We start from the raw sequence: 12,845 nt of genomic DNA on the forward strand, positions 1-12,845 counted from the left end.
CACTAGCACTACTTTGGCAAAGGGGTATTCTGACCTAAATGTACGCGACAGGCAGGAAAATAGTCCAAGCATTCTGCAATCTCAGGCGCTTCAAACCAGAGGATTCCGACGCCGTTTAAATCTACACGAAATTCCATCATGGCTCTTCAGGCAAGAATGCCAAAGTAGTGCTAGGACTGCGTAATCGAGGTGCGGGGGCGACTGAAAATAACCGTTTCCGCTCAGCGGGGCACTTCTCCCGCATCTATGCTAATCGGCCTTGGATTCGTTGAATTATTGCTCTTCTGCCGGGCCCACCAGCTCCTTCGTACGCCGAACGTATGTGCCAAGACGCGCAGCAGGGCCCGAATCCGACAGCGAGCGGCCGATGATCCGCACCGGGTCGATCCGGCGCCCCGCATCGCCTGCCGGCGGCCGAGTGGAAGACGTGCCGACACGCACAATCAGCCGTGGCGCGCGAAGGCGGTCGCACAACTTTCCGTCGTCTCGCGAGTTGAGGTTCGGGGGGCCCTGAATGGAGACAGGGCATGAACGGTCAGGCCGAAACCCGTATCACCGAGCGCAACCGAGCCCGCGCGGCGCGCATGAAGGCGGCGATCTTCGTCGAGCCGGGGCGCATCGTGCTGGATGAGAAGCCGGTCCCCGAGATCGGGCCGCTCGATGCTCTCATTCGCATCACCACGACGACGATCTGCGGCACCGACATCCACATCCTCAAGGGCGAGTACCCGGTCGCGCGCGGCCTGACGATCGGCCACGAGCCGGTCGGGATCATCGAGCGACTCGGCAGCGCGGTCCAAGGGTTCCAAGAGGGCCAGCGGGTGGTGGCCGGCGCGATCACGCCGTCCGGGCACAGCGCCGCCTGCCTCTGCGGCTGCCTCTCGCAGGACGGTCCGGACACGAAGTACGGCTTCAAGCCCATGGGCGGCTGGCGTTTCGGCAACACCGTCGACGGCTCCCAGGCCGAATACCTCCTCGTGCCCGATGCCATGACGAACCTCGCCCCCGTTCCGGACGATCTGAACGACGAGCAGGTTCTCATGTGTCCCGACATCATGTCGACCGGCTTCTCCGGGGCGGAGAGCGGGGGCGTGCGGATCGGCGACACGGTCGCGGTCTTCGCCCAGGGGCCGATCGGTCTCTGCGCCACGGCCGGCGCGCGGCTGATGGGCGCCACGCGGATCATCGCCGTGGAATGCGTGCCCAAGCGCCAGCAGGTCGCCCGCAGCATGGGCGCGGACGAGATCGTGGATTTCTCCAAGGAGGATCCGGTCGATGCGATCATGCGGATCACCGACGGCCGGGGCGTCGACGTGGCGATCGAGGCGCTGGGGCGGCAATCGACCTTCGAGGCCGCCCTGCGCGTTCTGCGCCCGGGCGGAACGCTCGCCTCACTCGGCGTCTATTCGGAGGATCTGCGCATCCCGCTCGGCCCCTTCGTGGCGGGGCTCGGCAACCACACCATCATCACCACGCTCTGCCCCGGCGGGAAGGAGCGCATGCGCCGCCTGATGTCGGTCGTCGCCTCCGGCCGCATCGATGCCCGCGCGCTCGTCACGCACCGCTTCAGGCTGGAGGCGATCGAGGAGGCCTACGACCTCTTCGCGCACCAGCGCGACGGCGTCTTGAAGGTCGCGATCACGCCCTGATCCGCCGCTGCGTGGGGGCCGGTGAAGCCCGGCACCCAAGAACATGACACGCAGGAGATCGGTTCCCGAGGATCCGGGCGCGCCGCCGAGAGACCGCGCGCCCTCCCCGCCCGGAGCCGCGTCGGCTGGCGGCTGACAGACTCCTCAGGCCGTTTGACGGGCATTCTGGCGGTGAGCTGATTCCACCTTTACCCGCTCCTGTCACGCCTCAAGCGGAATGACCTCTTGGCGTGTCTGAAGCTGCATTGGTTTGCGCAATCGTCCTGCCCGCATTCACGGAGCGTAAACGCGTCCCGTCGTATCATTGGCAGACGAGCGTAATCTCTGCCTAAATGTTTCACGACGGTGTCGGGGCTGTACAGAGGCGGCATCAGCGAAGACGACGTTATTGAAACCCTCCTCCTCCGCCTCGCACAATCGACCCCACCAAGCGCCGGGCACACTGCAGTCGCGGTTCATCGGCGACGTGGGTGGTATCGCTGCGGTCGAGCTCTCGCTCGTGATCTTGCCGCTCTTCGTCCTGATGATGGTGATCGCGGAGGCTTCGCTCTTCGTTTTCGCCCAGCAGCAGTTCGATCTCTCGGTTCAGCGGGCGGCACGCCTGCTCCGCACGGGGACGTTCCAAGAGGAGGCGAACGGCGCCGACCCGGCGCAGTACCTGCGTGGTTTGCTCTGCGGCACGGGCATCCGGCTCTACCAATGCGATGAGATGCGGGTCGATCTCGTGCGGACCACCACCTTCGCCATCAAGCGGATCGCGCCAGCCTACGATGTCAGCCGCGGCGACTGGGCAGCCGGGTTCGGTACGCAGTTCACCTGTCCATCGGGCGGCGGCATCCATGTCCTGCGTGCCGCCGTGCCGATCTTGCGCCCCTTCAGCTTTCTCGACTTCACCGGCCAGCGCATGCCCGGCGGCAAGCAACTCCTCACGGCGACGGCTGTCTTCCGCACGGAGGATTATGCGGACAAGCCGTGTGCATGAGGTCGTGGAGGCACCTCTGGACAGGACGGCGCATCGCAGCGACCATGCATGCGTTCGGTCGGGCCGAAGGCGGTGTGAGCGCCATCGAATTTGCCTTCGTCGCGCCGGTCCTCGTGATTCTGTTCATTGCAACGATCGAGATTCCAAGGACGATCGCGACCAACAACCGTCTGGCCCAGGCCACGATCGCGATGGCCGACCTTGCCTCCAAGAACGATTACGCTGACATCAACGACGTGTTCGCGGCCGCTCAGGTCGTGGCCGCCCCCTACAGCTTGGCTGGAACCAGCATCGTGCTGACCGCGGGCGGCGTCTACAAGGTGGGCAACGACTTCGTGGCCAGGGTCTGCTCCAGTGTCCAACGGGGGGACAAGGCGCGCATCGTCGGTTCCGATATCGGGCCGCCGCCGGCGGGGACGGCCTCGAAAGGCGACCGCTTCGTCATGGCCGAAACGCGGCTGTCCTATCGACCGCTGTTTTCCTTCTTTCCGGTTCTCAACAGCTTGACCTTCACGGGCAAGGCCGCCTGGCCGGTGCGCGACGGGATCGCAACCAATGGACAGGCCGAGGTTGTCTTGCCGGGCGGAAAGCCATGTCCGCCTTAGTGCCTCACAAAGCTCCCGATCCCTGACCCTTCTCTCTCGGGCGATGACGGTGCTGCGGGAGTTTCGTGAGAGACACTTGATCCGGACCGCATCATCCGATCGCGTTGTCGGGCCGATCGGGAGAGTTCGCCTTCCGTGGCGACGAAGGAAAGGCTTCGTGTCGTGAAGGGTGCGTAAACCGTACGAGCACTGCACCGTCCTTGCGCAATAGATCCCATTAACGCGGGAGAATTATCCCTTCGGACAGGGACGCAGCCAGCAACAGGGCAACAGTCACGATGGCGGCGCGGGACGGAAACGGAGGATCGAAGCGCACGATCCGGTGGAGGCAGCCCTTCGCGCGCCTGTGCCGGCAGAGCGACGGCTCGGTCGCGGTGATCTTCGCGCTGGCGGGCTCCACCCTGATCGGCCTGGTCGGAGGGGCGATCGATTACGTGCGGTTCGCCTCCGCGCGCACCAATCTGCAAAGCGCAGTCGATGCCGGCGTGCTGGCTGGCGGCAACGCCCTCAAGCTGGTCGTGTCGAGCAGCGAATCCATCGTCGGCCTGACGACGCAGACGATCCAGGCCGAGGCGAGAGCCGGCGCCGATGCCCCGGTCTCCATCCAAGTCACTGTCGCCCCCGACAAGACGAGTGTCGAGGCGCGCGCCCAACAGGTCATCAAGCTCACGTTCGGGGGCTTCGTCGGCATGGCTTCGATCCCGATCGCGGCGCGCGCCCGGGCGAGCGTCGTGGGGCGGATGCGCCTGTGCATGCTGGCGCTCGATCCCGCCGCGGCGGGTGCGTTCAACCTGGAGCGCAATGCGCAGGTCACGGCCTACGATTGCGCCCTCTACTCGAACTCCATCAGCCGTTCGGGAATGGTCGGTCGCGACGGCGCGCTCGCCCGGGCGCAGACGATCTGCTCCGCGGGAGGCTTCAAGGACGACCGGGCGAACTTCACGCCCAACCCGCAGACGAGCTGTCCCGTCATCGAGGACCCGCTCCGCAACCGGCCGGCTCCGCCGGTCGGGAGTTGCGTCAACTTTCCTGAGACCCTCCGTCTTGCCGATCTGCTGACCGGCAAGAGCAAGGGCAGCAACGTCATCGCGGAGTCGCTCACCCTCGATCCCGGCACCTATTGCGGCGGCTTGCACATCACGAAGAATGCTGTCGTCACGCTGCGGCCCGGCATCTACGTCATGAAGGACGGCCCGCTCATCGTCGACAAGAATGCGACGATGACGGGCAAGGATGTCGGCTTCTACTTCGTCGGAAACAACAGCGGCCTTCTCTTCGACAAGAAGACGACCGTCGATCTGTCGGCGCCGACGACGGGTGCGATGGCGGGCCTCCTGATGGCGGAGGACCCCTCCGTTACCCTGTCGATCGATCCGGTGCAGGCCGTCGACATGCTTCTCGGCGACATCATCAGGCCGACGCCCCCGCCGCTCGGCACGAGCAAGCCGATGCGGACCTACCGCATCATCAGCGACAACACCCGCACCATGCTCGGGACCATCTACCTGCCGGCCGGCCGCCTCGTGATCGATTCGCAGCGGCCCGTGGCGGATCTCTCCGCCTATACCGTCGTCGTGGCCCAGCAGATCAATCTCTACGAGGGCCCGAACCTCTACCTCAACGCGGACTACAACCGTTCGAGCGTCCCGATCCCCAAGGGGGTCGGCCCGATCTCGGGGCGGCTCGTCATCAGCCAATAGAGCATCGTCTTCGATCGAGTATCCAGGACGACGCTCTCGCCATCGCGATCCGTGCCGGAGCACCGATCCGCCCCGTCGCGAGACCTTTGCTGCGAGACATAGCCCGTGTGCGCGCCTCTCTCGAACCCGATCCGCTCGCTGTCCGGGCGGCTGGCCCTGGCGGTGGCCAGCGCCGTCGCCATCGCCCTGCTCCTCCTGACCGGTCTGTCGACCTGGCGCGAGGTCGAGCGCTACGCGGCGGCCAAGCGGGATCTTCTTCGGATGACGGCGCAGATCCTGGCCGCGAGCGCCGCGCAGGCAACCGCCCGGGGCGACGAGGCGGCGGCGCAGAGCACCCTGCGGGCGATCGCCCACGGGGAGGCCCTGGTCTACGCGTCGGTCGAGCGGGCCGACGGGGACATCCTCGCCGAGCAGGGCATCGGATTGCGCCTCTCGAACGACATCGATCTCGATCAGGGCTCCGTCTCGCCGCTCGATCTCGTGACGACGCGGACACTGCGCGTCTCGGTTCCGATCCTGGAGAACGCCCGCCCCATCGGCCGCGTCGTCCTGGTCTCGGATAACCGCGATTTGGCCGAGCGCGTCACGGAGGTCGGCCTCACGGCGGGGCTCGCCGGATTGCTCGCCCTGGCGCTCGGGCTTGCCGTCTCGATGGGTCTGCAGCGCAGCGTCACCCGGCCGCTGGCGGCGCTCGCCCGGACCATGGATGGGGTGCGCCTCGGCCACGACTATTCCCGGCGCGCGGAGGCCGGCAGCGGCGAGGTCGGCGCGCTGGCCGAGAGCTTCAACGACCTCTTGCGGGCCGTGAACGAGCGCGACCGGGCGATCGCGCGCTACAATGCGGGCCTGGAAGAAGAGATCCGGCTGCGGACCCACGACCTGATCGAGGCCAAGCAATCGGCCGACGAGGCCAACGCGGCCAAGTCCGTCTTCCTCGCAACGATGAGCCACGAGATCCGCACGCCGATGAACGGCATGCTGGTGATGGCGGAACTCCTGGCCTCGGCCGACCTGCCGCCGCGCCAGCAGCGCTACGCCAAGGTCATCGCCCGCTCCGGCCAATCCCTGCTCGCCATCATCAACGACATCCTCGATTTCGCGAAGGTGGAGGCCGGCCGCCTCGAGGTGGAGCGGATCCCCCTGAGCCCGCGCGACGTCGCCGACACGGTCGTCACCCTGTTTGCCGAACGCGCCCGGTCGGCGGGGCTCGACCTCGCGGCGCAAATCGACGGCGACGTGCCGCGTTCCCTCCTCGGTGATCCGGTGCGCCTCGGGCAGGTGCTCGGCAACTTCGTCTCGAACGCGCTCAAGTTCACCGCCACCGGCCATGTCCTGGTGCGGATGGACATGGAGCGGGACGCGTCCGGTTCGGTCCTGCGCCTCGCCGTGTCCGACACCGGCATCGGCATCCCGCAGGACCGGCTGTCGGGGATCTTCACCGCCTTCACCCAGGCCGACCAGTCGATCGCGCGCCGCTTCGGCGGCACCGGGCTCGGGCTGTCGATCGCCGAGCGCCTGATCGTCGCCATGGGCGGCCGCGTCGGCGTCGAGAGCCGCCTCGGCGAGGGCTCGACGTTCTGGGCGCGCATCCCTGTCGAGGGCGCGGAGGGCGCCGAGCCCGCCCTCCGCCGCGCACCCGCTCTGCCCGCCGCTTTCCGCCTCGGCGCGCTCGGCGGTGCGACGCGCGCCGCGCTCACGGCCGATCTTCAGGCCGCGGGCTTCCATCCCGCCGAATCCGGGGAGGGTCACTGGATCGTCGAGGCGGCGGAGCTTCTGGCGAGCGGTCGCCGCCCGGAGGGTGCGGGCCGGGTCATCGCCCTGGTGCCGATCGGCGACACCTCCGGGCCCGAACTCATGCGAGCGGGCCTCGCCGACGCCGTGCTGCGCCGGCCCCTCGCCCAGGCCGAGTGGCGCCCGCTGCTGGCCGCCCTCGCCGAAGGCACGGCCCTCGCCGTCGAGGCCCCGGCAGCCGACGAGAGCGCTGCTTCCGCCCTGCCCTCTTTTGCCGGCGCGCGGGTGCTGCTCGCCGACGACAGCGCCGTCAACCGCGAGGTTGCGGCCGAAGCGCTCGGCCGCTTCGGCGTCCACGACATCGTCTGCGTCGAGGATGGTGGGGCCGCGGTGGAGGCGGCCGCCGCGCATCGCTTCGATCTCGTCCTGATGGATGGCAGCATGCCGGTGCTGGACGGGTTCAGCGCCGCCGTCGCCATCCGCGCCCGGGAGGCGCGGGACGGGGCGGACCGCGTGCCGATCGTGGCCCTGACCGCGCATGTCGTCGGCGACGGCGCCGAATCCTGGCAGGCGGCGGGGATGGACGGCATGCTCGCCAAGCCGTTCACGCTGGCGCAGCTCGGCGGCCTGCTGGCGCAGCATCTGCAGGCCGCGCCCCTCCGCGACCTGGCGGAGATCGTGACGTCGGAGGCGCCGCCGCCGCGGATTTCGGACGATGTGCTGCTCGACGAGCAGACGATCGCCAATTTGGAAGAACTCGGCGACCGCGACTTCCTCGCGCGCATCCTCCGCCTCTACATCGCCCAGGCGCCTCGGGCGCTCCTGGAGCTCGAAGGCGCCCTCGCCCGCGGCGACGCCCCGGCCGTGTCCCGCGCCGCGCACGGCCTCAAGTCGATGAGCGCCAATATCGGCGCGGTGCAGGTGAAGGATCGTGCGGGCGCCATCGAGCGCACGGCACGCGACGGCGACCTGACCCGCCTCGCCGACGCGGCGTCCGGCCTGGACGGCTTGCTCACCCGCACCGTCAGCGCGCTCCACCTCCGTCTCGACGTGCCCACCGGGAGCACCGAGGGCGAACAGACCGAGATGGCTCACGCGAGCGGCGGGCAGCGCGAAGCCGGCTGAGGGGCGGATGAGCCTGTGACGAACAAGGTGTCACGCCGATGCCGTGTCCGGTCCCTGTCGGGCCGAGCAGGCTCGCCGAGCCGCTCTGACGCTTCGGTCGCGCGAAAAGCCGTATCAGGCGGCCGCGGATGCGGTGTCGCGGCCGAGATCGAGGAAGGTCTGGACGTCGGCCCAGCGGCTCAGGAACGCCTCGACGATGGCCGGGTCGAAGTGGGAGCCGGCGTTCTCCTGCAGAAAGGCCCGCGCCCGCTCCGGTGACCAAGCCGGCTTGTAGGGACGCTGGGTCGTCAGCGCGTCGAAGACGTCGGCCACCGCGACGATGCGGCCGGACAGGGGGATGGCCTCGCCCTTCAGGCGATACGGGTAGCCGGTCCCGTCCCAGCGCTCGTGGTGGCTTCCCGCGATCTCGGCGGCGAGCCGCATGACGGGCGAATCGCTTCCGCCCAGGATGCGCCGTCCCCGGTCGGCGTGCTGCTCCATCTCCCGGCGCTCCTCGGGGGTGAGGGCGCCCGGCTTGAGCAGGATCGCGTCCGGCACGGCGATCTTGCCGACGTCGTGCATGGTCGCGGCCAGACAGAGCTGACGGGCATCGGATGCGGGCATCCGCATCGCCTCGGCGATCAGCCCGACATAGGCGGAGACGCGGGCGATGTGATCGCCGGTGTCGGAATCGCGGTGCTCGGCGGCGCGCATGAGGGTCGAGACGATCTGGCGCTCGCGCTCCTCGACCAGGGCCACCGCCGCCGCGACCTCGCGGGCGAGCTGCGCGGCATGGTCGCGCTGCGCCCGGTGGGCCGCGGAGAGGGCGAGCAGGTTCGTGACGCGGGCCCGGATCTCGACCGCGTCGGCGGGTTTCGTGAGGAAGTCGGTCGCCCCCGCCTCCAGCGCCTCGCGGCGCAGGCTCCGCTGGTCGTGGCTCGTCACCATGACCGTGGGGACGTTGGTAAGGCCGGGAAGGCGCCGCACCGCCCGGATGAATTCGACGCCGTTCATGCCCGGCATCTCGTAGTCGGTGATGACGACGCCGATCTCGGACGCCCGCATCGCCGCGAAGGCGAGCGCCTCGGCCGGCACGGTGAAGGCCTGCGGCGTGCAGCCGGCGAGCGGCCGCAACGAGGCGACCATCACCAGGTTGTTCATCTCGGCATCGTCGAGGACGAGAGCGAGCATCGAGCTTTGTCCCAGGCCTGTCGGCACCCCGCGCCCAGCCGGGCGCTTCGACGGCAACCCTATGGTGGACGGGCCCACTAACAGCCCCGTCCGTTGCTGAAAGGTGAAGCCGGCTCCGTTCGTCCGCCGATGCGGTCACCGCCGCGTGCGTGAGCGTTAGCGAAAGCTTGGCGGAACGCCAGAAATCGGCGCCGGTTGGGGCCCGGTCGAAGAGGCCCTCAGCGGGACAGGAACAGCGGAACGGGGCAGCTTCGCAGCAGCGAGCGCGTCACGCCGCCGAAGAAGAACTGGCGCGCGCGGGAATGGCGGTAGGCGCCCATCACGATCAGGTCGGCCCGGAACAGACCGGCTTGGCTCCGCAGGGTGTCGCCGATGGAGCCGGAGACGGGCAGGTTGTTGACGGTGACGTTCACCCCGTGCCGCGCGAGGTGCGGCGCGAACTCGGCCCCGGGCACCGAATCGCGGATATCCGCCGCGTCGCCGATCGAGACGATCTCGACCGCCTCGGCCGCCCGCAGGAACGGCATCGCGTCGTTGGCGGCCCGCGCCGCCTGGGCGCTTCCGTCCCAAGAGACGATGATCCGGCGGCCGGAAAAGCCCGTGTGCCCCGGCGGCACCGCGATGACCGGGCGACCGCTCTTGAACAGGGTCGTCTCGATCGCCTCGCGGTCGAGGTCGCAGGTCCAGACCTCGGCATCCAGGATCGCCAGATCGTGCAGCCGTGCCTGTTCCGCCAGCCGCTGGATGATGGCCGGATAGTGCAGGCTCGGCGTCTCGGTCGTGCACACGACGCCCGCCTGCGCCGCATCACCCGCGGTGCGGTCCGCGATGGCGCGGGCCAGCCGATCGAGGCGCCGGTCGATATCCGCGACGCTACCGTCGTCGAAACCGCTGATCCAGCGATTGTCGCCCGAGAGCCGCCAGGCCGCCGATTGGAGCGTGAGGTGGGCACCTGCGTCCCTGGCCAGTGACAGGCCGTAGCCGATGGCCGGCGAATCCCTGTCGCTTTCGTTCTCGACGGCAATCCCGACGAGGACGTCGCGGATGCCGGTGAGCGCGGATGAGGCAGGGTGGGACATGGCAGGACTCCGGTCTGAACCGCTCCATCGTTGGAGCGGCGGGCGCCCGACGGCCTTGATTCAACGCAAAGGATTTTTCCTCTGGGATCAAACGGGGGATACCACCATCGTCGGTGGTGCCATTCCAGAGGCGGGAGGTTGTATGAAGCCGTCTCGGCGTTGAGGAACCAGCGAATTCATTTCTCGTTGTGACTATCAATGCAGGTACAAATTGCGGTACGCTTAGGGAATAGATTAAAATCTTCCGGTGCGAGTTGATTGATTGGCTCGTGATTTATCAAATGACATAATTCAATTTGAATTTATTCAAAAACTATCACAGAATCCTACGCAGAGAATTCCGGGATGGAATCGATGACGCTTTCCATGGCCGCGGCTGAAGCGATTCAGGTGGGCGGTGAAGCGCTGACGGCCGAGGACTTCCGGGAGACCCTCCACGAGGTCGGTGTCTGCATCTGGTCGCTGGACATTCCCACCGGCCGTGTCACCGCTTCGCAGACCTGCGGCTGCCTCTTCGGCATTCCATCCGAACGACTGACGAGCTTTGCCGCGACCCAGGATCTGGTCCACCCGGACGACCGCCAAGCCCGCGCTCACGCCATCGAGAGCGTGCTGCGGGACGGCGGCAGTTACGAGATCGAATACCGTGTCGTGCCGCCGAATGGGCGGGGTGGCTGGTTGCGCTCGCGGGGGCAGGTGCATCTCGACGCCGAGGGCCGGCCCCGCCGGCACCGCGGGGTCGTCTTCAGCATCGAAGAGCAGAAGCAGGTGGAGGCGGAGCTGCGCGCTCGCGAGGCCCATCTCCGCTCGATCCTCGACACGATGCCGGAGGCGATGGTGGTCCTCGACGAGGCGGGGCTGATCCACTCGCTCAACCCGGCGGCCGAACGCCTCTTCGGCTACGCGGCCGGCGAGGCGATCGGGCCGGACGTCCGCATCCTGATGCCGGATGGACATGCTGCCGACCTCAAGCGCTATCGGCGGACGCGCCAGCGCCACATCATCGGCACCACGCGGTGCGTGACGGGGCGACGGCATGACGGCTCGACCTTTCCGATGGAGCTGGCCATCGGCGAGATGCATTCGGGCGAGCGGACCTTCTTCACCGGCTTCATCAACGACCTCACCGCGCAACGGCGGACCGAGGCGCGGCTTCAGGAACTCCAGTCCGAGCTGGGGCATGTCTCCCGCCTGAGCGCCATGGGCGAGATGGCGACAACCCTGGCCCACGAGCTGAATCAGCCGCTCGGCGCCATCACCAACTACACCAACGGCTGCCGCCGCCTCCTCGCCCATCCCGACCCCGAGACCATCGCCAGGGCACAGGAGGTTCTCGACAAGGCGGCCGAGCAGGCGTTGCGGGCCCGGCAGATCATCGCCCGCCTGCGGGAATTCGTCGCCCGTGGCGAGACGGAGAAGCGGGTCGAGCCGGTCGCGACGATGATCGAGGAGGCCGGCGCCCTGACCCTGGCGGCGGCCGGCGAGCAGGGCATCACGGCCCACGTCGTGCCGGATCCGCAGGTCGGATCGGTGCTGGTCGACCGGGTTCAGGTGCAGCAGGTACTGGTCAACCTGATGCGTAACGCCTGCGAGGCGATGCAGCGCAGCAGCCGGCGCGAGCTGACCGTCGCGACGCGGCGGGTCTCGCCGGATTTGGCCGAGGTCGCGGTGTCGGATACCGGCCCCGGTATCGCCGAGGAGGTGGCCGACCGGCTGTTCCAGCCCTTCATCACCACCAAGGATGCCGGGATGGGCGTCGGGCTCTCGATCTCCCGCACCATCATCGAGGCGCATGGCGGCCGCCTCTGGGTCGAGTCCAACGCCGCGGGCGGGGCGACCTTCCGGCTGACGCTGCCGACCGCACCCGAGAGAGGGCGGTAGCCCATGGCCCCTGCCCTCGTGCATGTCGTGGACGACGACCCCGCCATGCGCGACTCGGTCGCGTTCCTCCTCGACACGGCCGGCTTCGACGTGCGGCTCTACGAGGCGGGAACGGCCTTGCTGGCGCGACTCACGCAGCCGCTCCGGGGGTGCATCCTGACCGATATCCGCATGCCCGGCCTCGACGGGTTGGCACTGTTCCGCTCCCTCCGCTCGGCCGGTCACACGCTTCCCATCGTGATGATGACGGGGCACGGGGACGTGCCGCTCGCGGTGGAGGCAATGAAGCTTGGGGCGTGCGACTTCATCGAGAAGCCGTTCGATGGCGAGGCGCTCCTCCGGGCGCTGCAGGCCGCCCTGGAGCAGGGTGGGCATAACGGCTCGGCCGACCCGATCCTGCAGGACTTCATGCGGCGGTTGGCGACCTTGAGCGAGCGCGAGCGCCAGGTTCTCGATCATCTGGTGACCGGGGGCACCAGCAAGGAGATCGGGCGAAGGCTCCGGATCAGCCCGCGAACCGTCGAGATCTACCGGGCCAAGGTCATGGCCAAGACGCGGGCGGGAAGCCTGCAGGAACTGGTGCGCTGGGCCGTGCTCGCCGGCTTCGTGTGAGGCGGGCTCGCGGTCGATCACGGGATGGCCGCGTTGCCGCCTTCCTGATCCTCCCGAGACGGCCATCCGAATGCGGGCCCGCGCCGCCGGGATGTCGCGGATCGAGACACCGGTTGCCCTCGACGGGATCGCGGGTTGGCTCGCCGATGGCGGGAGTGGCCCGCCGCCCTGCATCCAGGGGCGAGAGAGACAGCCCGCCGCGGGATTTTGCGGGCGCGGCGGCTTGCGCGGATCGGCCCAGGGCGCAACGTGAGGGGACACGGCGTGCGCCTTCCCTTCTCCGGCTGATGCAGAGGCTGACAGCTCGTGCG

9 protein-coding genes are annotated in these 12,845 nt (G+C 68.3%); 7 read left to right on the top strand and 2 right to left on the bottom strand.

The features are described from left to right. Nucleotides 1–527: 527 nt before the first annotated feature. The 5 genes from E4V01_RS19700 (at nucleotide 528) to E4V01_RS19720 (ending at nucleotide 7,792) form a co-directional block, all read left to right on the top strand. The gene (locus E4V01_RS19700; RefSeq protein WP_135299499.1) at nucleotides 528–1,649 is read left to right on the top strand and encodes an NAD(P)-dependent alcohol dehydrogenase; all 1,122 of its coding nucleotides are present in this window, start codon (nucleotides 528–530) and stop codon (nucleotides 1,647–1,649) included. A 442-nt stretch (nucleotides 1,650–2,091) separates the two neighbouring features. Then, nucleotides 2,092–2,631 (top strand): TadE/TadG family type IV pilus assembly protein, encoded by a 540-nt coding sequence (locus tag E4V01_RS19705; protein WP_193763248.1) that lies wholly within the window; start codon nucleotides 2,092–2,094, stop codon nucleotides 2,629–2,631. Further along, complete coding sequence (locus E4V01_RS19710) at nucleotides 2,628–3,236, top strand: TadE/TadG family type IV pilus assembly protein (protein ID WP_060770888.1); 609 nt, start codon at nucleotides 2,628–2,630, stop codon at nucleotides 3,234–3,236. The genes E4V01_RS19705 and E4V01_RS19710 overlap by 4 nt, the downstream gene beginning before the upstream one ends. A gap of 278 nt (nucleotides 3,237–3,514) precedes the next feature. Next, complete coding sequence (locus E4V01_RS19715) at nucleotides 3,515–4,936, top strand: TadE/TadG family type IV pilus assembly protein (RefSeq protein ID WP_135299501.1); 1,422 nt, start codon at nucleotides 3,515–3,517, stop codon at nucleotides 4,934–4,936. A 105-nt stretch (nucleotides 4,937–5,041) separates the two neighbouring features. Then, complete coding sequence (locus E4V01_RS19720; RefSeq protein WP_135299502.1) at nucleotides 5,042–7,792, top strand: ATP-binding protein; 2,751 nt, start codon at nucleotides 5,042–5,044, stop codon at nucleotides 7,790–7,792. Between the two features lie 114 nt (nucleotides 7,793–7,906). Here the strand turns inward: E4V01_RS19720 and E4V01_RS19725 are convergent, their stop codons facing one another. Further along, the gene (locus tag E4V01_RS19725; RefSeq protein ID WP_135299503.1) at nucleotides 7,907–8,962 is read right to left on the bottom strand and encodes an HD-GYP domain-containing protein; all 1,056 of its coding nucleotides are present in this window, start codon (nucleotides 8,960–8,962) and stop codon (nucleotides 7,907–7,909) included. Nucleotides 8,963–9,180: 218 nt separating this feature from the next. Further along, nucleotides 9,181–10,041 (bottom strand): universal stress protein, encoded by an 861-nt coding sequence (locus E4V01_RS19730; protein ID WP_135299504.1) that lies wholly within the window; start codon nucleotides 10,039–10,041, stop codon nucleotides 9,181–9,183. Nucleotides 10,042–10,386: 345 nt separating this feature from the next. Between E4V01_RS19730 and E4V01_RS19735 the strand changes: the two genes are divergently transcribed. Together E4V01_RS19735 and fixJ are read left to right on the top strand one after the other, a co-directional pair. Continuing rightward, on the top strand, nucleotides 10,387–11,922 hold the full coding sequence (locus E4V01_RS19735; protein ID WP_135299505.1) for a sensor histidine kinase: 1,536 nt from the start codon (nucleotides 10,387–10,389) through the stop codon (nucleotides 11,920–11,922). Nucleotides 11,923–11,925: 3 nt separating this feature from the next. Then, nucleotides 11,926–12,534, top strand: a complete 609-nt coding sequence (gene fixJ / locus E4V01_RS19740) for a response regulator FixJ (RefSeq protein WP_060770883.1) — start codon at nucleotides 11,926–11,928, stop codon at nucleotides 12,532–12,534. Nucleotides 12,535–12,845 lie beyond the last annotated feature (311 nt).

This window comes from Methylorubrum sp. Q1, assembly GCF_004683995.1.
In the GTDB taxonomy this organism is placed as follows: Bacteria; Pseudomonadota; Alphaproteobacteria; order Rhizobiales; family Beijerinckiaceae; genus Methylobacterium.

What these genes read in the sequence shown, in the direction of transcription:
- E4V01_RS19700 (WP_135299499.1), top strand. Translation starts at nt 528, where the DNA reads ATGAACGGTCAGGCCGAAACCCGTATCACCGAGCGCAACCGAGCCCGC.
- E4V01_RS19710 (WP_060770888.1), top strand. Translation starts at nt 2,628, where the DNA reads ATGAGGTCGTGGAGGCACCTCTGGACAGGACGGCGCATCGCAGCGACC.
- E4V01_RS19715 (WP_135299501.1), top strand. Translation starts at nt 3,515, where the DNA reads ATGGCGGCGCGGGACGGAAACGGAGGATCGAAGCGCACGATCCGGTGG.
- E4V01_RS19725 (WP_135299503.1), bottom strand. Translation starts at nt 8,962, where the DNA reads ATGCTCGCTCTCGTCCTCGACGATGCCGAGATGAACAACCTGGTGATG.
- E4V01_RS19730 (WP_135299504.1), bottom strand. Translation starts at nt 10,041, where the DNA reads ATGTCCCACCCTGCCTCATCCGCGCTCACCGGCATCCGCGACGTCCTC.
- E4V01_RS19735 (WP_135299505.1), top strand. Translation starts at nt 10,387, where the DNA reads ATGGAATCGATGACGCTTTCCATGGCCGCGGCTGAAGCGATTCAGGTG.
- fixJ (WP_060770883.1), top strand. Translation starts at nt 11,926, where the DNA reads ATGGCCCCTGCCCTCGTGCATGTCGTGGACGACGACCCCGCCATGCGC.